The 22,177-nt window shown below is 57.4% G+C and carries 22 protein-coding genes and 1 pseudogene; 10 read left to right on the forward strand and 13 right to left on the reverse strand.

The features are described from left to right. Window positions 1-437 precede the first annotated feature (437 nt). From BLU04_RS12080 to BLU04_RS16585, 4 genes are all read right to left on the reverse strand, one after another. Window positions 438-1,388: an ATP-binding protein gene (locus BLU04_RS12080; protein ID WP_093286401.1), complete on the reverse strand. Its 951-nt coding sequence runs from the start codon at window positions 1,386-1,388 to the stop codon at window positions 438-440. A 3-nt stretch (window positions 1,389-1,391) separates the two neighbouring features. Then, a complete protein-coding gene (locus tag BLU04_RS12085) occupies window positions 1,392-1,964 on the reverse strand; it encodes a hypothetical protein (RefSeq protein WP_157895323.1) in 573 nt (190 codons plus the stop codon). Continuing rightward, entirely contained in the window at window positions 1,930-3,243 is a 1,314-nt protein-coding gene (locus tag BLU04_RS12090; protein ID WP_157895324.1) for a DDE-type integrase/transposase/recombinase, read from the reverse strand. The genes BLU04_RS12085 and BLU04_RS12090 overlap by 35 nt, the downstream gene beginning before the upstream one ends. An 86-nt stretch (window positions 3,244-3,329) precedes the next feature. Next, window positions 3,330-3,983, reverse strand: a complete 654-nt coding sequence (locus tag BLU04_RS16585; RefSeq protein WP_157895325.1) for a TnsA endonuclease N-terminal domain-containing protein — start codon at window positions 3,981-3,983, stop codon at window positions 3,330-3,332. 525 nt (window positions 3,984-4,508) lie between these two features. Here BLU04_RS16585 and BLU04_RS16590 point away from each other — a divergent pair. Next, a complete protein-coding gene (locus BLU04_RS16590) occupies window positions 4,509-5,057 on the forward strand; it encodes a hypothetical protein (protein ID WP_157895326.1) in 549 nt (182 codons plus the stop codon). Here the strand turns inward: BLU04_RS16590 and BLU04_RS12100 are convergent. Beyond that, a complete protein-coding gene (locus BLU04_RS12100; protein WP_093286412.1) occupies window positions 5,023-5,250 on the reverse strand; it encodes a helix-turn-helix transcriptional regulator in 228 nt (75 codons plus the stop codon). The genes BLU04_RS16590 and BLU04_RS12100 overlap by 35 nt on opposite strands. Before the next feature lie 79 nt (window positions 5,251-5,329). On the opposite strand from BLU04_RS12100, the gene BLU04_RS12105 reads away from it, so the two are divergent. Continuing rightward, window positions 5,330-6,091: a hypothetical protein gene (locus BLU04_RS12105; RefSeq protein WP_157895327.1), complete on the forward strand. Its 762-nt coding sequence runs from the start codon at window positions 5,330-5,332 to the stop codon at window positions 6,089-6,091. Between the two features lie 14 nt (window positions 6,092-6,105). Further along, window positions 6,106-6,837 carry a metallophosphoesterase gene (locus tag BLU04_RS12110; protein ID WP_093286417.1) on the forward strand — a complete coding sequence of 244 codons (732 nt, stop codon included), beginning with the start codon at window positions 6,106-6,108 and terminating at the stop codon, window positions 6,835-6,837. A gap of 79 nt (window positions 6,838-6,916) precedes the next feature. Here the strand turns inward: BLU04_RS12110 and BLU04_RS16595 are convergent, their stop codons facing one another. Together BLU04_RS16595 and BLU04_RS12115 are read right to left on the reverse strand one after the other, a co-directional pair. Then, window positions 6,917-7,348, reverse strand: a complete 432-nt coding sequence (locus BLU04_RS16595) for a hypothetical protein (RefSeq protein WP_157895328.1) — start codon at window positions 7,346-7,348, stop codon at window positions 6,917-6,919. A 118-nt stretch (window positions 7,349-7,466) separates the two neighbouring features. Beyond that, window positions 7,467-8,848, reverse strand: a pseudogene (locus BLU04_RS12115) (NAD-dependent succinate-semialdehyde dehydrogenase). A gap of 212 nt (window positions 8,849-9,060) precedes the next feature. On the opposite strand from BLU04_RS12115, the gene BLU04_RS12120 reads away from it, so the two are divergent. Continuing rightward, window positions 9,061-10,986: a heavy metal translocating P-type ATPase gene (locus BLU04_RS12120; RefSeq protein WP_093286421.1), complete on the forward strand. Its 1,926-nt coding sequence runs from the start codon at window positions 9,061-9,063 to the stop codon at window positions 10,984-10,986. Window positions 10,987-11,034: 48 nt separating this feature from the next. Here BLU04_RS12120 and BLU04_RS12125 read toward each other — a convergent pair whose 3' ends face one another. From BLU04_RS12125 to BLU04_RS12135, 3 genes are read right to left on the reverse strand one after another with little or no spacing between them, the layout of a single operon-like run. Continuing rightward, complete coding sequence (locus tag BLU04_RS12125) at window positions 11,035-11,571, reverse strand: flavin reductase family protein (protein WP_093286424.1); 537 nt, start codon at window positions 11,569-11,571, stop codon at window positions 11,035-11,037. A gap of 29 nt (window positions 11,572-11,600) precedes the next feature. Beyond that, window positions 11,601-12,398: a hypothetical protein gene (locus BLU04_RS12130; RefSeq protein ID WP_157895329.1), complete on the reverse strand. Its 798-nt coding sequence runs from the start codon at window positions 12,396-12,398 to the stop codon at window positions 11,601-11,603. Window positions 12,399-12,403: 5 nt separating this feature from the next. Then, window positions 12,404-13,207, reverse strand: a complete 804-nt coding sequence (locus BLU04_RS12135) for a histidine phosphatase family protein (RefSeq protein ID WP_197672954.1) — start codon at window positions 13,205-13,207, stop codon at window positions 12,404-12,406. A 193-nt stretch (window positions 13,208-13,400) separates the two neighbouring features. On the opposite strand from BLU04_RS12135, the gene BLU04_RS12140 reads away from it, so the two are divergent. From BLU04_RS12140 to BLU04_RS12165, 6 genes are read left to right on the forward strand one after another with little or no spacing between them, the layout of a single operon-like run. Further along, a complete protein-coding gene (locus BLU04_RS12140) occupies window positions 13,401-14,192 on the forward strand; it encodes an ABC transporter permease (RefSeq protein WP_093286432.1) in 792 nt (263 codons plus the stop codon). Further along, the gene (locus BLU04_RS12145; RefSeq protein WP_197672955.1) at window positions 14,189-14,956 is read left to right on the forward strand and encodes an ATP-binding cassette domain-containing protein; all 768 of its coding nucleotides are present in this window, start codon (window positions 14,189-14,191) and stop codon (window positions 14,954-14,956) included. Before BLU04_RS12140 ends, BLU04_RS12145 begins: the two co-directional genes overlap by 4 nt. 2 nt (window positions 14,957-14,958) lie before the next feature. Beyond that, the gene (locus BLU04_RS12150; protein WP_093286435.1) at window positions 14,959-15,639 is read left to right on the forward strand and encodes an MlaD family protein; all 681 of its coding nucleotides are present in this window, start codon (window positions 14,959-14,961) and stop codon (window positions 15,637-15,639) included. A gap of 46 nt (window positions 15,640-15,685) precedes the next feature. Next, the gene (gene dps, locus BLU04_RS12155) at window positions 15,686-16,234 is read left to right on the forward strand and encodes a DNA starvation/stationary phase protection protein Dps (RefSeq protein ID WP_197672956.1); all 549 of its coding nucleotides are present in this window, start codon (window positions 15,686-15,688) and stop codon (window positions 16,232-16,234) included. Between the two features lie 32 nt (window positions 16,235-16,266). Continuing rightward, a complete protein-coding gene (locus BLU04_RS12160) occupies window positions 16,267-16,746 on the forward strand; it encodes a DUF5069 domain-containing protein (protein WP_157895330.1) in 480 nt (159 codons plus the stop codon). After that, the gene (locus tag BLU04_RS12165; protein WP_093286442.1) at window positions 16,743-17,156 is read left to right on the forward strand and encodes a hypothetical protein; all 414 of its coding nucleotides are present in this window, start codon (window positions 16,743-16,745) and stop codon (window positions 17,154-17,156) included. Before BLU04_RS12160 ends, BLU04_RS12165 begins: the two co-directional genes overlap by 4 nt. 56 nt (window positions 17,157-17,212) lie before the next feature. Here BLU04_RS12165 and BLU04_RS12170 read toward each other — a convergent pair whose 3' ends face one another. The 3 genes from BLU04_RS12170 to BLU04_RS12180 are packed head-to-tail and all read right to left on the reverse strand — an operon-like array spanning window position 17,213 to window position 22,166. Further along, a complete protein-coding gene (locus BLU04_RS12170) occupies window positions 17,213-18,337 on the reverse strand; it encodes an ABC transporter permease (RefSeq protein ID WP_093286445.1) in 1,125 nt (374 codons plus the stop codon). A gap of 2 nt (window positions 18,338-18,339) precedes the next feature. After that, window positions 18,340-21,093: a ribosome-associated ATPase/putative transporter RbbA gene (rbbA, locus tag BLU04_RS12175; RefSeq protein ID WP_093286448.1), complete on the reverse strand. Its 2,754-nt coding sequence runs from the start codon at window positions 21,091-21,093 to the stop codon at window positions 18,340-18,342. Further along, window positions 21,090-22,166 carry an HlyD family efflux transporter periplasmic adaptor subunit gene (locus BLU04_RS12180; RefSeq protein WP_162274709.1) on the reverse strand — a complete coding sequence of 359 codons (1,077 nt, stop codon included), beginning with the start codon at window positions 22,164-22,166 and terminating at the stop codon, window positions 21,090-21,092. The genes rbbA and BLU04_RS12180 overlap by 4 nt, the downstream gene beginning before the upstream one ends. Window positions 22,167-22,177: the final 11 nt, after the last annotated feature.

Raw genomic sequence — 22,177 nt, forward strand, 5'->3', positions numbered from 1 at the left:
CGACGCCGGCTGGCCACTATTCTCTAGGGGCACCCCATGGATCGGACAGCGCGCGGTGAACGAGAGCTGGAATAGCACGGAGTGATAGCCGGACTCCCGGCAGACTGGGCATTGGCGGGGACGAACATGAACGAACGTTCGAGCAACCCGTGCTTCGTCGCCTAGAAGATGCTCAACGAACATTTCCTTCGATTCTTCGGGAACCAAGCCAAGGGCGCCTGAGAGCTCCTCGAGATCGAAGCTATCGACACGCCACCAGTCGCCGGTTCCTGAGAGGTGCCCGATCGATCTCCGTATCTTCTGAAAGCTACAGTGATTGAAGAAGGGAAGCCGGGCTGCCATCGACCAGACAGATTCGAATGGACGCCTCCAAGGAGTAGGGAGGCAGAGGGACGCCCGGAGGCGGCGACTCCCCTGCCCTTTGATCTCTAGAGCCTTCACTTAGAGTTGCCCTCCGATAGGGTCTTGGCGACCAATGCCTCGATGCAGTTCGAGCGCCGCACGATATCCTTGATGCGTGCGGCATTGATTTCCGGATCGGAGACCGCCTTTTCTCCGTACTTGGTGAGCAAAATGCCCACCATTCTGGTGAAATAGGCCATCGGGACCTCGTCGACCTTATCGATCTTCTTTCCTTCGGCCTCGAGACGGATCGCCTCCCAAAAGTCCTGGGCGTGGTCGGCCAAACGCCAACCCTGATTCCAGGCTCTCGGAAAGTAATGTCGGGAAAAGGAGCATCCGCTACCTTGAGGAAATTCGGCCGTGTCGTATTCCTTGAGGCACTGCTGAACTTCTCGGGCCGAGGTGAGCCCCATGAAGCGTCGGCTGTGGACCATGAAGCGGCCGACGATCTGCATCTGGCCCGTCTTGCAATAGGCTTCCTTTCGTTTTGCGAGCTCCGGCTGACCGACGAGGAGGACGATGAAGGCAACGCCTCGCTTGTCGAGGTCGGTATGGATGTCCATCAGCCATTCGAATTGGATCTCCGTCAACCGCTGGGCATCGTCGATAAAGAGAACCAGGCGGTCTTCGCCGGTCGAGGTGGCTTTGTCGACGAGGAACTCGATGAGGCGGTTCCGTTTTTGCGCGGGTGAGCCCGAATCTGGGATTGCGTGTTCAGCTGCGGCGAGGAGGTCGGAAAAGAAGTTCCCCTCCCCTGAAATGCGATAGGACCGGCACGGCATTTCAAAGGTAAAGAGATCCGGCCATTCGCACCTCAACCCGAGGCGAAGGTGGCGAATTGCTCGCGTTTTCCCCATGCGCTGATAGCCCCAGATGATGGCTCCAGGACACCTCGCTTCGACCCATTCGCGAGTCGCATCGTAGAGGCTTCGGACAGCTGCCGTAGGCAGGATATATTTTGCGGTTTCGATCGGATGAGTGGACATAGGCTAATAGGTGATGGTTCCCAGGGATAGGTCATCGAGGACCCCCTCCCGGAAAGGAGTTGGCGGCGGTTCGGATTTGACGCTCTCAAACCAGGTCTCGGATGAATCCTTAATAGGTTCCCCCGCGCTAGCTCGCTTCTCGACGTCGACGATCTTCGTGCGGGCCCTCTTCGATTTTGCCGCTTGGGCGTTGAGGAAATCGAGGTAGGCAGCAACGGGATCTGCTGTCTCGAGGTGCCGCAGTGTCTTCAGATGGCGAAGGGAATTGATCGCTTGTCGAGTGGCCAGATCGTGAGCCTGAAGGGCCCACCCCCCGTTCGCGACTAGCTGCCCGAACTCCGCCCCATCCTCGTAAAAGGCCTTCAGCGTCCGGAGATCCGAACGATTCACGTAGATCTTGAGCTTCTTTCCGGCGAGCGTGGGAACTTGTGCCAGGACCTGGTTCGAGTATCGGACGCCCATGAACGCGATGTACGGTCGCCTGCGGGTCGCCAGGCCACCTCGGATTGTCCGCATCACCGACATGGTGAGCAGAGCCAAATTATTCCGCTTGTCTGGAGGTAAGGTAACGATCATTGGAGTTTTCCTGTTCGAGATGGTGAGCGATGACCTCCAGCGGGCTTTTGAAGTGCAGGCTGGTATGAGGCATTGCGTTGTAGTTTCCGATGGTGACGTCGAGGAGTTCTTCGAGGTGCTCCTGCTTGACCTTGAAGCGGATCGCGTTCTGCACGGCCGATTCCCGACGTGAGTCGGAGATGCCGCTGCCCGTCGTTGAGGGCAGACGGTGGAAGCAGTCCTCCTCCAACGTCTGAAACAGCCTTTCCAGAATCCCTCGCCGCTGCGGCGTCCGGACGGGGCCGGCATTCACATGGATGCCGATCTCGCCGACCAGCTTCTCACGCACCTGATTAGCGAAATGCGCTCGCGCATTGTCCAACCACAGCTCGGTGGGAACCCGCCAGTGCAGCTTATCGAAGAGCTCGGTTGGCATTCCCGACCCTTTGGTCCGCTGCAAGCCCGGAATAGTGAGTTCCGGACTTTTCCAGGGTGTGATCAGCTTCTGAACGCATTCGAGAACGTCGTCTTGGTTGTAGTCGCTTTTGATCACGAGGGACCAAGCCAGAATCACGCGACTGTATGCATCCATGATCAAGAGCAGCCACGGACGCTCCACGATTTTCGTCTCCATCATCCCTAGGGGATTGAGATATTCTAACGTGAACAGCGCATCGAGTCGGTGACCATCGAAGAGCACTCGGGCGTAGGGCCGCATTGCGGGAAGGTCGTTCGTCGTATGGCCACCCGCGAAGGTCATCTTGGCTGCGTCCGTTCCCTCTTGGCTGACGACATATCGGTAGGGTTGCTTCGCTGCCAAGCTGCGGAGGAAGAAACCAATGGCCCTCCGCCCCTGCTCTTTCGTGTTGAAGGGATACTCCGTCCCGGGGATCTTCGCCATGCGGCACTGCTCGACGAAAAGGGAATGAGCCTTTTTGAGCGACACCCGACTTTCCTTGGCTGTCCCCTTGGGATACTGACCGAGAAAGTACTGCACGACGGCTTGCTCGATGTGCGGATATGTCTCGAAGACTCTGGTAAGTTCCCCAGCTTTCGTGCCGAAGGCCCCTTCAGAGGGAACACGCCGTGTGTAAGGCTTGAGCTGCACGCGATTGATCAACGCCCGGTATCCGTAGATGCGGCCATCGTAATGGAGGGCAATGCAGCGCTGAAAGAGGCGCCTCACCTCGACCGCCGAGACACCCCAGGTATCACGAATCGATTTCATGGGGACGCCCATCACGTAGTGCCGGACCATTGCTGCCCGCCGATCGAAGCGTTCGCGGGCGATCGGATCCATGACCTCCCGATCGACGAGAGGCCACGCTTCGAGGTTTAGGAGCGAGCAGTCGACCCGAGACCGGCCCCCCGCCGGTTTGACTGTGATTACGAGACCCATAAGAGCGTCCTCCGGGTCATAGGGTTGCGATCAAGGTCTGTGCGGATGCGACCGCCGTGCGCGGCGCGAAAGACGTGGCGAAAGATATCGCCTTCCGAGCAGGCACCGAGATTGGCCAATTGGCCGACGCAGCATGCGCCGACAATGCGAATCGCGTCTTCGAGAAAGAGGCGAATGGCTCGTTCGTTGTCCGTTTCTTTTCGAGTAATGAGCGAGACGCCCAGTTGCCAGTTTTGGAGTTGGACCTGCAGTTCCCGGAGATGCCCGCTATGGACGACCCGATAATTGATGCCGTTCGCCTCGCTACAGGCTTTCAGCGCCGCGAGTTGTCGGAGAACCCGAGGAGCTGCTTCGTGCAGCTCCTCAAGGGTCTTCACCTCCCGCAGTTCACGACGGCCATCACGGTAAAGGACGAACATGTCTGGCCGGGTGATAAGCCTCCCCTCCCCTTTGCCGATCTGAAACAGCCCAGGCTGTTCTTTGAAACCGACGATCTCAGGATCGGCTTCTACAGAAAGCCAGTTGAGATATTCCGGCGTCGACTGAAACTCGACGATCCGTTGGACCTTGGGGGAGTAAGCCTCCCAGTGGTTGCCTCGTTGGTTGTTACCACGACGACGCCCGAAATGACGTTTTGCCATTGTGCTTGCCTTTCTGCGGCAACGCAGGTACCTTTCGGACAGATACCTCTCCCAAGAGAATCTGTCCTAAAGGACCTAGAAAGGCGCACCGATTCCACCCGGTGCGCCTTTCTTTTTGCCGCGTTGAGTTTTCTTTGTTCTTTTTTTGAAATCCCTCCCGTTCTTGCGAGCAGGCATGGGACTTCTGGCTCACGGTAAGAGCAAGGTCTTTATTCGCAAGACTCTACTTTTCTCTGTTTCTACCCCCGAAACAGAGATCCGTTTTTTCTTGTCTCCTTCGGTTTACCGTCAGCCGAAAATTCGTCATCACCATACGTGAGGTCGAATGAACAACCGTCTTTAGCCGAAAACACCATTCGGCAAGTCCGGCGGTTGTCTCCACATCTCAACAAGATCTTGGGGGTTCGACAGGAGGTGGTTGATACCTTAGGTCGGGCGGCCTTATGTGGCCTCCTCGAACCTTTGCTTCAGCGCCGATATCGGAAGGAAGTCCTCTTATCGCTTAAGCGAACCGCGGGCATTTACGTGGAGTGGAACAAATTAGAGGGCGTAATTAGAAGGATCAAAGCCGCTGAACCTACCGAATACTTTCTTCAAGAGCTGACCAAGCGACGTTGGGGAAGGAAGCGGAATGCCGAAATTGATGACATTGTCGCAGTCCTAATGGAATGGACTAATGTCGATCTTACCGCTCTCGAAGGCTATGGCGTCAGCAAACCAACTAAAGAGGATATTCGGGAGTCCGTTGAAGCGATTTTTCGCACTGAAAAGGAGGCTCTACCCAAAGACGCTCAGCTTTTCAAAAAGGTAGGAATGGCGGTACACCCTCGAGAACTCTGGTGTCAGGATAAAAGGGATGCATTGAGGGCGAAGGCCGAATTGATTCAAAAGCAGAGAGACCTGGAGAGCCAGCGAGATCAGCTTCAACGCCAACAAGAACAAGTGGAACGTGAACGGGATTTAGTAGATCGGCAGCTTGCTGACCTGAACCGACCAAAAAAACGAACGGCAACACGTTCCGGCAAAGCAGTGAAGCGAATCAACGAGGCACTAAGTCGTTCGGGAACGATTTAAGAGCCCGCTGAATCCGAAGAACGGTGGTGACCAGCACGTTCAGGTCTCCGGCTTCGATCTTTTGGACCGTGCGGATGTTGAGATCGGCCAGCTCGGCCAGTCGTTCCTGAGAGATCTTCTGGCGGGTCCGAACGCGACGAACATTGCTACCAAAGGCGGCAAGATCACTTTTTTCGGGCTTCGTCGAGGGCACGCCCTATTACGCCGTGATTTGAATTTGACGAACACGGCGCAATGGGGCGTAATTCGGTCAACCAATCAGACCATCATTTATGCAGCTTCACGTCTCTGAAGTGCTCGAAAAGGCTTCGCCAAGATTTCCTCTTTGGGCAGAGATATCCCTATCGATGTTGCTCTGGGGCCTGGTCCCGCTTCTCGCTGGCTGCGGAAAGCCGGAGAATCCCTTCAGCGGCGTAAATGAGGCTCTCAAGGCCTCCTCAAAGGTCATAGTCATCACCCCGGCGCGACCGGGACTCTTTCTCTCGAGCAAGGCTGAGATCCCGGCCGGTAAAGAAGTGAAAGTGGTGGAGAAGGCGGGGGAACAGGAATTCGTCGTCGTCTACGGAAATAACGGTAAGCCAGTGAGCGTACTTATTCCCCTCACCTCCGAGCGCATCCAGGTCGTTACCGACGCTCCTACCCTTGCCGACTACGACAGCAAGATATCGAAGCTGACAGCACCGCCCACTCCGGCTCCGACGGCAAGCTCCGGTGGCTCGGGCGACTCCTCTGGCGGGCTCGGTAGCCAGCCCAAGGGCAAAGGAGCTTGGGGACTCACCCTTGGCATGACCCAAGCCGAGGTGAAGAAGCTCAAGGGAAGTCCGGATTCGATCAACGGCGACGTCTGGTTTTACGAACCCCTCAGCCCCGGACATGACTTAGCTCGTGAAGGGTCGAGCAGCGCCATCGCCTATTTGCCCTTCGGTGGATTGCTAGCGCAAAGCGCCAGTGAAAAGGCAGCCCCCAAGAAGAAGAAGTACCTCGTCTATTTCACTAACGGTGTCGTTTCAAACGTGATTGTGCAGAGCTTCTAAACGAGACTCGGCCTATGCGTATCCTAGTCGCAGGCGATCTTCACAATCGAAAGGAATGGTTCGCGTGGCTATCGACCCAGGTAGCCCAATTCGATCTCGTCGCTTTGCCTGGCGACCTGCTCGATATCTTCCAGCCTGACCTTCCACGCCAAAGGGCATTCGTTGAGGAATGGTTCGCTGCCGAGGCCGAGAAAGGCACCGCTCTTGCATGGTGCTCCGGCAATCACGACGGCGGCCGATGGTTCACCAATCGTATCGAGGGGCCCTGTTGGACCGATCGCTTGCGATTCCCCTCGGTCGTCGGAGATCTTGAGTGCAAGGAATTCGTGTCCTTGTCAGGGGAGCGCTTCTTGGTTAGTTGCATTCCGCATTCCGAGGCACCTACAGAATCATGGGAAAGCGCGGTGGAGAGCTTGCTCACCCAAGGCTGGCAAAAGCGCCAGGAACTCAGTTGGTGTCCCTGGATCGTTTTGGCTCATAACCCTCCGGTCCATACGGCGGTGGCTGCGACCCCCAATGATAGCGGCGGCAGCGATCACATTCGTCTTTGGGTGGAGCGATTCCAGCCTGACTACCTTCTTTCGGGGCACCTTCACCAGGCGCCCGATCTGGGTAGTTTCCGCGCCGAATTAGGGCAGTGTCTATGCCTTAACCCAGGATACGTCGAGGAAGCGGAGATGCCCTCCCATATTACTGTAGATACCCGGACGAAGGCTGTCCTCCATCACCGCGGGACCGCGTCCTAGCTCGGAAGCGTTCAATGTTATCAAAGTTATCAAGTGGGCCGATAACTTTGATAACATTCGTATAATTCGATAACATGACTCAATTCATGCTCTGTCTTAGTTCACGAGCAATCGCGAGCGATACGTGAGAGACTCGTCCATCGCGACCCTTCTTTAGCGCCTGATTTGCCGCAGCAGCGGCCTTGGATACCCGCGGGACCGCGTCGTTGAAAGAGAACTCGATCAAAGGCCACATGATGTCGGCCTCCCATTCACGAACGGCCCTAACGACAGAACGAAATCCGGGAGGGGGTGGCAGGATGGGAATACCTCGAGCTGCCAGCAACGAGGCGACTTCGGGAAACGCCTCAATAACGGAGGCTGGGACGCACACCCCCTTCTCTCCGGCGCCCGTTGCAAAATCCTGACTTAAGGCCCTATCGATAAATTCACGTACCGGCATCTGGCCGCGTCGCCCCAGTTCGGCATAGCGGCGGCGGCTCTCGTCGCAGAAAAGGAAGAGGTGGATCACGGGACCGACCTCGACACGGTCGATAGTGCACAAGGAGACATCGAGACCTCATTCCCGATGATCGAAGCCGCCAACCGCTTCGACTTCCTATACGTTCATCCCTTCGTGTGGCGATTTTCTAAGCGGGGGCGTCGATCGAGGTGACGTACACCAGTTTCTTGTTCACGAACTCCTCGATGCCCATGCTTGAAAGTTCTCGGCCGTAGCCCGAGTTCTTGATGCCGCCAAACGGCAATTCCGGCGTCGTCCATGTCGGGTGATTCACAAAAACCATTCCCGTGTCGATGCGACTTGCGACCCGCTTGCCGCGAGCGACATCCCGGGTGAAAACCGAGCCGCCAAGCCCGAACTCGGAATCGTTGGCCAGCGCCACCGCCGCATCCTCGTCCTTGACCCGGAAAAAGAGGGCGACCGGGCCGAAGAACTCTTCCCGAAAGGCGGGGTTGTCCCGCGTGATATCGGCCAAGATGGTCGCCTCCATAAATGAGCCGGGGCGTTCGATCCGATTGCCTCCCATAAGCAGGGTGGCGCCGGCGTTCCTCGCCGTCTGAACCTGTTCCAGCAAATGGACCAAGGCTGACTCGGTGGAAAGCGGCCCTAGTGTCGTCGCCTCATCCATCGGATCACCTGGCTTGAGGGCTTCCATGGCCGTTTGAAACTGATGAAGAAAACGGTCGGCCACCGCCTCGACGACGATGAACCTCTTGGCCGCGACACAGCACTGTCCCATGTTGTTCATCTTGCCCCAGAGCGCCCACGCGACCGTCTTGTCGAGGTCCGCATCCTCCAGGACGATGAAGGCGTCGCTGCCCCCCAATTCCATCGTCGACTTCTTAAGATTCATCCCCGCTCTTCCCGCGACGCGTTTCCCGGCCTCCACACTTCCGGTCAAGGCCACCCCCTTGATCCGCGGGTCATCAATGACACGGTTCACCTGATCATGCGAAATCAGCAAGTTCGTGTAGGCACCGGGCGGGGCTCCCGCCTCAAGCCATAGATCTTCAAAGGCGATGGCGCACTGAGGGACGCACCCGGCGTGCTTCACCATGACGACATTGCCCGCCATCAGATTGGGCGCGGCGAAGCGAGCCAACTGGTAGTAGGGGAAATTCCACGGCTGCACGCCGAAGAGAACCCCAAACGGCGCGTTTTCAATCACTGCATCACCCGCAACCGTTGAAAGAGTCCTCGGTGCGAGAAACGTTTCGGCATGCTTCGCATAGTAATGAAGAATGTCAGCACTCAGTAGCACCTCTCCACGAGCCTCGGCGATGAGCTTTCCCATCTCCAGCGTAACAAGGGAGGCGAACTCATCGATGCGAGAGCAGAGAATATCGGCCGCCGTATTGACCACGGCGGCCCGCTCGGCGAACGACCTATGCCTCAATGCTCGAAGCATCCTGCCGCCATTTCAATTGCCTTTTCCAACTGGGAATCGGTCGATTCTTCGAATGTCTTGCCCGTTTTTCCGTCGTACGGATTAATGCTTTGATAGCTCATGGTGTGTTGCTGACCTAATCCTCCCGAACCTGGGAATTTCCCACTATGGGGTATAACCCGACTTGAGAAAGAACCGGAATGCAAGGGTAATGGGGATCGTGCCCAGACATCCACAAAGTGAGGTGAACACCCCATAGCACAGCCAATGCTTCCCTGTACTCTGTTGTTGCGGAGGGGTGCGTCCCTCACATCAACCGAAAAATACTCCAACCATGAAAACTCCTTCGGAGCCACCTCCCGCGAGCACGACTCATGCGGTTCCTGTCGCGTTTCCATTCAGTGGGACGTTTTCCACCTACTGGGGCCGAAAGAGTACCGTCATTGCGGTACTCTCCCTCGGGGCCATTCTCTTACATCTGGTCCTGCGCTTCGTCTTCCATGCCGCCTCGGACACATATCGGATACCCCTACTGGCCGCGCTCACTCTCGGCGGTTTACCCCTTCTCTACGACCTGCTTCGGAAAACCCTGAAACGGGAGTTCGGTTCCGATCTTCTCGGAGGGATTTCGATTATCACCTCCGTTATCCTCGGTGAATACTTGGCAGGTTCCATCATCGTCCTGATGCTGGCAGGGGGCGAGGCCTTGGAGAGCTATGCTCTGTGTAGCGCCTCTTCGGTATTGTCTGCCCTGGCCAAGCGAATGCCTTCGATTGCGCATCGGAAGGAAGATTCGGGAATCGTCGATGTCGGGCTGCCCTCAGTTGTCGTGGGCGACATTCTTCTGATCTATCCTCATGACATCTGCCCGGTCGATGGCGTGGTGATCGATGGGCGGGGCGTGATGGACGAGTCCTACCTCACCGGCGAGCCGTTCCAGATCACCAAGATTTCCGGCTCCACCGTGATCTCCGGCGCCATCAATGGGGAGTCGGTCCTGACGATTCGGGCCGCCAAGGGCGCGGCCGACTCGCGCTACGCGAAGATCATGGAAGTGATGCAGGAGTCCAAAGCTGAACGCCCTCAATTGCGACGCCTGGGGGACCGCTTGGGCGCGATTTATACGCCGACGGCATTGGCCATAGCCCTTCTTGCCTGGTTCCTCAGCGGGGAAGCCGCGCGTTTCCTCGCCGTTCTGGTAATCGCCACCCCTTGTCCTCTCCTCATCGGAATACCCATCGCCATCATCGGATCGATTTCCCTCTGCGCCCGTCGCTCTATTATCGTCAAAAGCCCCATCGTTCTGGAGCAGATTGCGGAATGCCGTACCGCGATCTTCGACAAAACCGGAACATTGACCTATGGAGAGCCGAAGCTCACCGAGCAGCAGATCGCCTCAGGGTTTGAACCAAAGGAAGTACTCGCTCTCGTGGCGGGTTTAGAGCGTTATTCAAAACACCCACTGGCCCGGGCCATCCTCGCGGCAGCGAAGGAGCGCTCAGTGCAGCTCCCGGAAGCCTCTGAGGTCAGCGAACCTCCCGGCCAGGGTTTGAGAGGATCGGTTAGCGGACGCCGAGTTCAAGTGAGCAGCCGCAAGCAGCTCATATTGGATCAGGTTCCCGGAAGCGATCAACTTCCCCCGGTTACCAGCGGACTCGAATGCGTCGTGGCCATCGACAACCGCTATGCCGGAGTTCTCCACTTCCGAGATGCGCCGCGCACGGAAAGCCGGTCCTTCGTGAATCATCTGGGGCCGAAACATCGTTTTGCGCGAGTGATGATCGTCTCCGGGGATCGCGAGTCGGAGGTCCGTTATCTTGCGAAACAGGTCGGCATCGATGAGATCTACGCCCAACAGAGTCCGGAGGAAAAACTGGCCATCGTTCGGAAAGAAACCGCCGAAGCGAAAACGCTCTATGTCGGTGACGGGATTAACGACGCACCGGCCATGATGGTCGCTACCGTGGGGATGGCCATTGGCCAGAACAGCGACGTGACGGCGGCAGCAGCCGGGGTCGTCATTATGGACAACTCACTCGAGAAGGTGGATGAATTCATGCACATCAGCCATCGGATGCGGGTGATCGCGCTGCAAAGCGCAGTCGGCGGCATGGCACTGAGCATCCTGGGCATGGCCTTCGCCTCCATGGGCTATTTAAGCCCGGTGAACGGTGCCCTGGCCCAGGAGGTCGTCGACGTTTTGGCTATCCTGAACGCACTGCGAGCCTCTTTTCCTCCCGCAGTGATTCACGATATCTAAGTATACCCTTGAGATGAAAGACAGACAAGGACCGCCTTGGTCATCGCCCTACTTCATCTTCGACTTTAACTTGATCCTTTCACCGGCAACCATGAAATTGCCATTTCCGAGATGATGAATCGTCTTTGGATTTTTCACCTTCGGGTCGACCCATGCCTTGACGACTTCCAGGAGAAACAGGCAATACTTGTTCACCAGCGTCGTATCGACCACTCGGCATTCGAGATTGGCGAAGCACTCCGCAATGAGAGGGGCGGCCACCAGCGAGGCAGACCTCGGCGTAAGGCCGAATTTCTTAAACTTGTCCAACTTCACACCCGACGTATTGCCACATCCCACGACTTTTTCAGCTATCTCCACCGCGGGGATGCCGATCACACATTCCTTGCTTTCCCGCAATAGACCGAAGGAATAATTGCGATTGCTGATAACGCAGGCAACAAGTGGCGGTTCGAACTCGACCATGGTATGCCACGACATCGTCATGATGTCGGGTCGCCCTTTGCCGACGGTCGTGACCATAACCACCGGCCCCGGCTCGAGCAAGCCATAGACCTTGGACAGAGGAAAGGATCGGGCAGCCATATTGTGACGTTGCCTCAATAGTTGTTCACTCAGCCGCCAAGAATCAGCGATATGGGGGCCGCATCTCCCACTAAGGGACTTTCTCGCAGCCGATAGATCGGCTTGATGAACGAATCGGCTCTGAACCCTCTGGGGCCGTCCCATAGTTCAAACCCGCCGCACTCCTCAAAAAAATCACCAAAGGTCACCAACTCTTCGGCCTTAAGAAGTCGAAGCCGTTTTGGAACAGCGCCTTTAGACGCTGCCTCCGTGACGTTCAGATCAGGCAGTTTGTGCGGCTTTTTATGGGTCATTTTAACGCCCAAAACAGGTTTTCTTACCGCGGCTCGAACCGTATGAACGGTGGCCGGTCCCGCCTGGCCGGCAGCCTGCATCGCCCCATCGGCGGCTGCCGCGGCAGCCGCCTCCACACGAAGTTCCAATAAGATGGCGCTTTCGACTGCCCCTTCAATCAGTCCAACGACTGCATCCTCGATATTGCCACCGACCTTCGCTGTATCCCGAATAGCGACGTGGGCCGTATGACGAATGGTATTCAGGGCATCGTCACCCACTTCCTTTGTTCCGCGTAACACCCCGATCACGACCCCCTTCGTCGCGTGATTCAGATCGGCGCCAACCTGCACGGCACCGTGAATAACCCCGCTCACTACTCCGGCGACGGCGTCAGTCGCCCCCTCGCCTGCCATGCCGACATTCTCGATGAGTTTGATCAGACTACCGTGAACCGTATCGACAATCGCCTCGACGATGTTTTCCGCTCCACGGATCGCGGAAATGATTCGTTCTTTGACCATCTCGACAACGTCTGTCTGTTTGTTTTTCATATCTATTAAGTGGAAGGCCCAATGGCCTGTTCAATTACATCGGCTTGATTGGAGTCGGTTCTGGCCGGGGCTTGGACCGGAGCTAATCCAGCCGTAGGAATCTCTCCTCCTTCGTTCTCCCATCGATCGAGGGCCCGCTGTTTCATCGTCCTTACGTCTCCAAGATGGAGAAAAGGGGCTGCCGGAGCCTCGGACGAAGCGGTATTCCATCGAGCTATGACGGGCACCTGCGGATGGTGGGGGTCATAGCTTAGGATACTGAGAGAGGCCGTCCCGATTACGAAATGCCGACTCTGCACTACGGGGAGGCCAATCCATCGGGCCGCGAAGACGCATCCGAATTGACCGTGCGAGAAAAGCGCAACGTTTCCCTTCAACAGGCGTAACCGAGCGATCAGTTCATCGGCTCGAGCGGAAACCTGCCCGGGCATTTCTCCACCAAAACAACCTTCCGTGAAGATATCCCAGTCCGGCCTTTCCGCCAGAATGTCGATCGAATGGCGTCCTTCGTAATCGCCGTAATTCCACTCCGCCAAGTCCTGATCGATTTCGGCAGTGGCATCGAGCCCCGCTAAGACGCACGTCCGCCGAGCGCGCTGTCTCGGGCTGGTAAGAACCCGGGTGAATTTCACATCGCGCAGCCGCTTCTCAAGTAGGAGGGCCTCTTCCTCACCATGCTCGGTCAAAGGAAGATCTGTCGTGCTGGTGTGTCGACTGGAGATCGACCAAGCGGTTTCACCATGACGAATGAGGTAAAGGCAAAGGGGGCTGCTTTCGATGTTTATCATAATGCGCGTTTCACTTCCCATGCCGCGTTACGGCCATTCTCTTTTCCACTCGGGCCTCCCATTCTGATTCCGTACGGCCACATAAAGTATAGGGGGAGAAGGCAGCTCGTCCGCCATGGGGTCTTAACCCCATACTCTCGGCGAGAGGTTCGCGTAGCCTCAGGCCATTAGAAGCCGAGCCTCTTGAAGCAAAGGAGACCGCTACGAGACCATTTTGATCCTAAAACTTGGCGCATTCACCCTCTCTCTCCTGAAAGAGCTTGGCAGCCTAGTCTGGATGGTACGGGAAACGGTTTCGGAAACGATGGAGCGCATCAAAGCCCATCGAACCCCGGTCCGCCTTGAGCATTTCTTCGAGGAGAGCAACCGCGCCGGAGTCGGTTCCGTGCCGATGGTCATTCTTCTTTCGGTGTTCGTCGGGCTGACCATGGCTTTATTGACCGGATATCAGCTCCAGTTCTTCGGCCTCGTCACGCTGGTTCCGGCTGTCGCCTCCGTTTCCTTCACGCGAGAGATGGGACCGCTGTTCACCGGCATTGTCCTGGCATCCCGCATAGGGGCTGCTTACACCGCAGAATTAGGGGCCATGACGGCCGGGGGTGAAGTCGCCGCCATCGAGGGAATGGGGATTGGAGCGCTGCGCTATCTGGTCACCCCCCGGATTCTCGCCATCTTCTTCCTGACCCCTTGCCTGACCGTTATTTCAGTCGTCGCCGGCATCTGTGGCGCGGCTTTCATCTCCGACCTCATGCTGCAAATCAGCTATGGATTCTTCTACGACCAGGTGATCGCGAACCTTTTGGTCAAAGACCTGATGGCCGGCATCGTGAAAAGCTTCCTCTTCGGCGCAATCATCGGATTGATTGCCTGTTACAAGGGGCTTTCAGTACGGGGCGGTGCCGCCGGGGTTGGCACTGCCACCACCTCCAGCGTGGTCACAGCCATCAGCGCCGTGATCATCTGCGATTCGTTCTGCAACGTTTTCATCGTCCTCTTCTTCCCATGAGAGCCACACAGGACAAAATCGTCGAGATGCGCGGCGTGAAGCTGCAATTCGGAGACAAGGTGATTCTCGACGGTGTCGACATCTCGGTCGAGGCTCGGGAAGTTCTCGTCATCATGGGCTTGAGTGGTGGGGGCAAGAGCACCCTGCTGAACCTCCTGCTCGGACTACTGAAGCCCAGTGCGGGAGCCATCTTATTCAAGGGGGCCGATATGACCCGTCTTTCCCGACCCGAATTGAACCGGGCCCGGACCCATATGGGCATGGTCTATCAGAATGCGGCTCTCCTCAGCTCGATGAACGTTCGCCAAAACATAGGCCTTCCGCTGAGCGAGCTTACGGACAAAAGCGACAAGGAGATTGCCGAAATCGTCGATCAGAAGCTTGACCTCGTGGGCTTGAAGGATTCCGGGGAGAAACTCCCCTCCGAACTCAGCGGAGGCATGCAGAAGAGAGTCAGCCTGGCTCGCGCCCTCGCTCTCGATCCCGAACTCGTCCTCTTCGACGAGCCCTCTGCCGGGCTCGACCCCATCAACAGCCGCCTCATCGACGATCTCATCGTCCGGTTGCGCGAGCACCAGAAAGTCACCTCCATTGTCGTCACCCATCAAATGGAGAGCGCCTTTACCGTAGCCACCCGCATGGCTTTTCTTCACGAAGGGAAAATCATTCTCGAAGCGGCACCGGAGACATTCCGACGTTCATCCATCCCCATCATCAATCAGTTTCTCTCGTCCTACTCGGATCACGGAAACGCCAAGGAGTAGCCATGCAAATTCATAAAAACGAGATCGCAACGGGAATCCTTGTGCTTGTGACCTTCGGGATCTTTATCACCGTATTGGTCCTCATTGGAATGCCAGGCCTCATCAAACCGCTCCACTCCTATCGAATCTACTACGATAACGCCGACGGAATTCGACCCGGCGCCTCGGTTCTTCTTGCGGGGCGCGAGATAGGCAAAGTCACCGCACTCCATTCCCCCGTGCCAATGGCACAACGGCCACCGGGACATCCGGATTACGAGGTCTTGATCGATATACGAGTGGCAAGGGATGCTGAGATCTATCGCCATGTCACCGTCCACTTGTCCCAACAGAGCCTCATGGGACAGCAAGTAATTGATTTCGTTCACGGAGATGAAACGTCGGGGTTGGCCGAAAACCATGCCCTATTTGTGGGGGAACGCGTGCCCGGCCTATCCGAAGCCGTAAGCAATAACATCACGCGACTTACCGGCCCTAATTCCGACCTCTCCCTCACCCTCCAGAATGCCAAGACCTTCATGGAGACCCTAAATCGATCCAATATTCCCAAGGTGATCGACAACACGGAACAACTGACAGACACCCTGAAACGACAACCTTGGCGGCTTCTCTGGCCCAGCACCAAGACGTATCCCGAAGATAACCCTTCGCCCTCTGAAAAAAAGAAGAGGCTCCCCCAGTAGGGTTACACCCCATGGCTCCCCTCCCCTGGCAAGGCTACTCTTTCCCATGGATTTACAAAAAAAACGCACCGAAGCCGCTCCCTCCGCCGAAACCGGGAATGAAGAGCCCAAGATGTACAAGACCGAGAACGACATCACCCAGGATCGCCGCGCCGATCTCAACGCGCTGATGAATCGTCGTCTGGCCGATGCCGTCGACTTGCAAATGCAGATGAAGCAGGCGCACTGGAACGTGAAGGGCCCCAACTTCATCGGCCTCCACGAACTCTTCGACAAGGTGGCCGAATCGGTCGAATCCTACGTCGACCTGATCGCCGAGCGCATCGTTCAGCTCGGCGGCGTCGCCGAAGGAACGGTTCGTCTCTCCGCTACCCACTCGATCCTCGAGGAATACCCCATTGAGATCTCCGAGGGAACCGCCCATGTCTCTGCCGTCTCTACGGCCCTTTCCGCGTTCGGCTACGAAGCACGCAATGCGATCAACGAAGCGACCGATCTCGACGACGCCGACACCGCCGATCTCTTCACCGAGATTTCCCGCGGCATCGACAAATGGCTGTGGTTCGTCGAAGCCCATGCTCAGGCACACAAGTAGGATTCGATTCCCTCATAAGCAAAAGGAAAAACATGAATAAACACACCACGACCCGAGACCTCTCTCAGCAAGCCCCCCACAGCCCGCGCGACCGCATCTCCGGCTTCGCCATCGCCCGGCGTACCCTCGACAAATGCCGAGCCAGCCTGACAAACACGCTCGGCGAATATCATTACGACTGCCCCCTCGACAAGACCCTTTTCGACTTCAAGGGGATCAACGGCGAGCAATTCACGGCCGCCGTCCGAAATTCGAGCGACGAGGAAGTCGGAGCCTGGCTCCAAGCCAACGGCACGCCGAAAACGGCGGCCGAGATCAAGGCTTGGTCGGACGAAGCGGAGGCCGCCAGCCCGATGAAGAATCCGGAACGGCGAACCGCCTTCATCAACAACTGCCAGAAGCTCGGACTTAACCCCGAAAAGACGACCACGTTCGATTGGCTCGACGCTGACGATCGGGAGAGCTTCAAATCCAAGCCCGCCTCCCACACCCGATTGATTTTCAACTCGTGAACACCAATCCCCTCTACAAAGGCATTCTCACCGAGAACGCCGTCGGGATCGGACCGGTCACCGACGAAATGGTTCGCGCGCGAGGAGAGGAACTGGCCCTGATCGCCAATCACGCCCCGACACAGGCCGATTACGATCAAGCCAAGCGTGAACTGACGGGGGGATCGGACATTGATCCGCAAGAGGCGATGCTAGAAGCGATACCCGACCCGAACCCCTGGGATCCCGCGCTGGCATCCACCGGGCACAAGACCCCCGAATCCGCGAGCGAAGACGAAGACGAGGATGGCCGGAGTGCAAGTGCCCAGCTCGTCGAGGAGGGCGTCAGTGAAGCCGAACACGATCAAATGCTCCAAGCCGCCCAGGTAGCCGAGCAAAAGGATCGCCGCGAATCGGACTCCCAGCAGTAGCCGCCACCCTTATTCACCCCACTTCAAGCTGATCGGCTTGTCTTGGGGTGCTCCTACTAGGCCATCTGACTGATGGCCTTGCGAAAGCGGTACAGCGCGATAACGAAGAACGTGCCTCCGATCCCAGCTAGCGCAAGAAATTGCGGCCATACCACGTCGAGGCCGGCGCCACGGTAGAGAATGGCTTGCCCCAGAGCCACGAAGTGGGTGGTGGGCGCTAAGAGCATCATCTCCTGAACAAACCAAGGCATGCTTTCACGCGGCGACGTCCCGCCTGAGAGCATCTGCAAGGGAAGTAAGACCAACACCGCCAACATGCCAAACTGGGGCATCGAACGTGCCATGGTCGCCATGAAGATCCCGATCGAGTTGGTGGCGAAAAGATGCAGTGCCGCTCCGGCCAAGAACAGCATCACGGAGCCTTCGATTGGCACCCTCAAGACGCCCTGCACCACAAAGATGAGAGAGAGAGCGGCAGCCAGCAACACCACCAGCCCCATCGCCCAAATCTTGGCCAACATGATCTCGGCTGGCGTGATCGGCATCACCAGCAGGTGTTCGATGGTGCCATGCTCGCGTTCGCGGATCAGAGCCGCTCCGGTCAGAATGATCGACAACATGGTCACGTTATTGATGATCTCCATCAAAGACCCGAACCAAGCCTCTTCCAGATTGGGATTGAAGCGCACACGCAGCGCCAACTCCACCGCCGACGGCGCACTGCCCCGATAGCGCTGAACAAACTCGACCACCTCACCCTGCAAGATCTGCTGGACGTAGCTGCTGCCCGTAAATGCCTGCGTCATGCGCGTAGCGTCGACGTTAAGCTGAACCGCGGGCGATTTTCCCGCCAGAACGTCCCGCTGAAAGTCAGGCGGAATATCCAAGACAAAAGTGTAGTCGCCGGCATCCATGCCGGAGTCGATTTGGGATAACGGGATCATCGCCGGGGAATTGAAGCGAGGCGGGGAAAAGGCAGAGGCGATGCGTGCCGACAGCGGCGAGCTATCCTCGTCGACGATGGCCAGCGGTGTGTTATGCAACGTCTCCGGCATCGCCGTCGCTGCGACGTAGATCGACACCGTGAAGGTGTAGGCGATCAGAACCAACATGATCGGATCCCGGGCGAGGCTCCACAGCTCCTTCACACCCAGGCGGTAAATCGTGGCTAGATAGGACACGGTCAGGATTCCTGTTTTTTCAGCAACACGATGGAAAGGCCAAGGATAACCGGCCCAGCCAGAAGCAACGGCCAAAACGAAGCATGAAGACCGGAAAATCCGAGAGCCTTGTTAAATACCCCACGGCAGATCGTAAGAAAATGCGAAGCCGGGTAAACATGGCCGATGAATGCGCCAACTCCTTCCAGCGAGGAAACGGGGTTCAGCATTCCCGCAAACTGAATGGAGGGAATCATCGTCCCAATCATCGTCATGAAGAGCGCCGCAATCTGGCTGCGTGTGAAAGTGGAGGCGAAGAGTCCGAATCCGGTCGAAAAGATCACGAATAGGAACGCGGCTCCGGTCAGCGTCAGAAAGCTGCCTTTGACAGGCACGTGGAAAAGCGTGATAGCCAACAGAACCATCAGCCCGTAGTTGAACATCGCCAGCACGATATAGGGCAGTTGCTTGCCGAGGAGAAACTCGCTCCGCGTCACCGGGGTTACGTAGAGGTTCACGATCGAACCGAGTTCCTTTTCACGAACGACCGACAGCGCAGTAAGCATGGCCGGAATCATCAGCAACAGCATCGGAATCACCGCAGGGACGATGGAAGGCAGACTCCTAACGTCAGGATTGTAACGAAAGCGGACTTCAATCGTAGCCGGGGCAACACCGGTGGCGGCATCCTGTCCCAGCCGATGTGTGGCCATTTCCGTCAGCCATCCCTGGTGCATTCCCTGCACATATCCTTGAACTGTCTCGGCACGTGCGGGCATCGCTCCATCGATCCACGCGCCAATCTGCACCGCATCCCCCCGCTGCACATCGCGGGCGAAACCTGGAGGAATCTCGATCGCCAGCGAGAGTTCACCGGCCCGCATCCGCCGATCGAGGTCGGCGAAGTCCGTGATCGGAGGGCGCTCAAGGAAGTACCGCGAGCCCGAGAGATTCAGGGCATAGTTCTGGCTAAGCGTCGTCTGATCCCGATCCAGTACGGCATAGGTCAGGTTTTCCACATCAAGACTGATTCCGTATCCGACGACGAACATAAGGATCGCGGTCCCCAAGAGAGCCATGGTCGCACGCACCGGATCACGCTTGAGTTCCAACGTCTCGCGCAGACTGTAGCTCCAAGCGCGGCCGAAACTGAAGAAGGCTCCTCCCGTGGGCAGGACGATCTGGATCGGTTGGGGAGACTTCGTTGTTTTCGCAACCTCCGGACCGCGAGCGCCGGCATCCTCCAAATATCCAATAAAGGCGTCCTCGAGCGTCAAGGCCCCGCGCTGTCGCACCAAATCCGACGGGACACCGGTAACCAATACATGCCCTGAGTGCATCAGCGAAATGCGATCGCAGCGTCCCGCTTCGTTCATGAAGTGCGTCGATATGAAGATCGTCACCTTGTCCTTGCGCGCCAGATCTACCATCAATTGCCACAGGCTGTCCCGGGCGACGGGATCGAGGCCCGACGTCGGTTCGTCTAGGATCAAGAGATCCGGTTTATGAACCATTGCGACGCCCAGAGAAAGGCGCTGGCGAACGCCTAGCGGCAACGTGTCGGGCATCGCGTCAAGCACCTTGCCAAGCCCAAAGCGGCCTACCATTTCGTCCACCCTCGCCGGAATCTCCGCGACAGGAATCTGAAACAGGTGTGCGTGCAGTACCAAATTCTGATGCACCGACAGTTCCGAATAAAGCGAGAAGGATTGGGACATATAGCCCACGCGGCGCCGTGTGGTGATATCCCTCGGATCGACCTCGTTCCCGAATAACGCCGCCCGCCCCTCGCTGGCGGGCAGCAGCCCTGTTAGCATCTTCATGGTCGTCGACTTTCCGCAACCATTGGAACCGATGAAGCCGAAGATTTCGCCGCGACGAATGCGAAGATTAACATGATCGACCGCGACAAAATCACCGAAGCGCATGGTAAGATCGGCTGCCTCGATCGCGATTTCGGGATGTTCGTCCTCGGCGAGCGGCGGAATCACCACAGACCGATGTCCGCGGCGCTTCTCTTCCGGCAATAGCGCAATGAAGGCCGCGTCGAGCGTTTCGCTCTGGGTGCGCTCCAGCAGCTCGGCAGGCGAACCCGTCGCCAATACCCCTCCGGCATCCATCACGACCAACCAATCGAATTGCCGGGCTTCGTCCATATAGGCCGTGGCGACGATCACACTCATTCCGGTGCGTTCCGCTCGGATGTGTTTGATCAAGTCCCAGAACTGGGATCGAGCCAACGGATCGACTCCGGTGGTCGGTTCATCGAGAATCAGGAAATCCGGATCGTGAATCAGCGCGCAGCATAGGCCCACCTTCTGCTTCATACCTCCGGAAAGCTTTCCCGCCGGGCGGGATAGAAATGGAAAAAGGCCCGTCCTCTGGGTCAGCTCGTCAATTCGCCGTCGTCGCTCGGCGGCGTCATGGCCGAAGAGGCGGCCAAAGAACTGAAGGTTTTCCTCAACCGAAAGAGTTTGATAGAGGTTCTTTCCTAACCCTTGGGGCATATAGGAAATGTGGGGACAGACACGGTTGCGATGGCGGGTATCGCCCATATCGCCACCCAAGACCTGGACGCCTCCCCGCTGGACCGCACGGGCCCCCGCCAACAATGACAGAAGACTCGATTTACCCACTCCGTCCGGCCCGATCAGGCCCACCATGCATGCACCGGGAATATCTAGTGTGATATCGTCCAGAGCCACGGTCTTTCCGTAATGAAGACCGACCCCAGACAGAGAGGCCACTGAGACGGAAGGAACCGACCTCGCGGTCATTCTGGCACCTTGATTTCGAGATTGGCAGGCCAAGGAGCCGCGGGATCGAGCTTCAGCCACGCCACTCCAGGGAGGCCGGTCTTGACCGATTTCAAATGCTTCTGCAACAGATCACGATTGATCCGGGCCTTGACCCGAAACATCAACTTCTGGCGTTCGCTGGCCGTTTCCACGGTCTTCGGTGTGAACTGAGCGGTACTGGAAACGTAGGAGACCTTCGCCGGGATGACGTACTGAGGCGCAGCGTCGAGCACGATGTGAACGTCACTCCCTAGAGGAATCCTCCCCACGATAGCCTCGGGCAGAAAGAAGGTCATGTAGACGTCGTTCAAGTCGACTAAATTGAGCACCTTGCCACCGGCAGCCAAAACCTCGCCTGGCTGCGCGATGCGATACTGCACACGGCCCTCCCGGGGCGACTTAAGCCGGCTGTCCTGAATGTCGGCCTCGATGCTTGCGATCTTCGCCTCGGCCACAGCCACTCCGGAATGGGCGCCCGCGACCTGAGCTTGGGCTGCATCGATTGCCGCCTGGGCGGCAACCACCTGGGCCTTTGCCGCCGTCAACAACGCTTCGCCGCTATCCGCATTGGCGCGGTCATCGTCAAACTCCTGAACCGACACCGCTCCCGCCGCGGACAACGGGCCGGTGCGAAGGACACGCTTTTTAAAAGCATCGAGTTGGCTTTCCCGTTGCACCACCACAGCCTGAGCCGCGGCCTTGTCGCTCCTTCGCGCCGCAGTCTGTGCCACGGAACTCGTGACCTCGTTTTCCGCCTGCCGGGATTGGGAACGTGCCTCGTCACGCTGCGCGTCGAGGACATCGACCTGCATTTGCACCAACGCCTGGCCGACTTGGACAAAATCGCCTTCCTCCACCATGATGTCCTGCACTCGTCCGGGAAGCTTGGTGGCCACATTGATTTCCGTCGCCTCGATTCGTCCATTGCCGCTTACGAAGCCGACACCCGGCCCGGAAGGTTTGAGGACGAATCGAATTCCGATAGCGATTCCTATGAGCCCCACAACGACGACGGCGGCAATCACCCCGTTTTTCTTGAGTTGAGGAGTCATCATGAATCCAG

The sequence above is a fragment of the Verrucomicrobium sp. GAS474 genome (genome assembly GCF_900105685.1).
In the GTDB taxonomy this organism is placed as follows: domain Bacteria; phylum Verrucomicrobiota; class Verrucomicrobiia; order Methylacidiphilales; family GAS474; genus GAS474.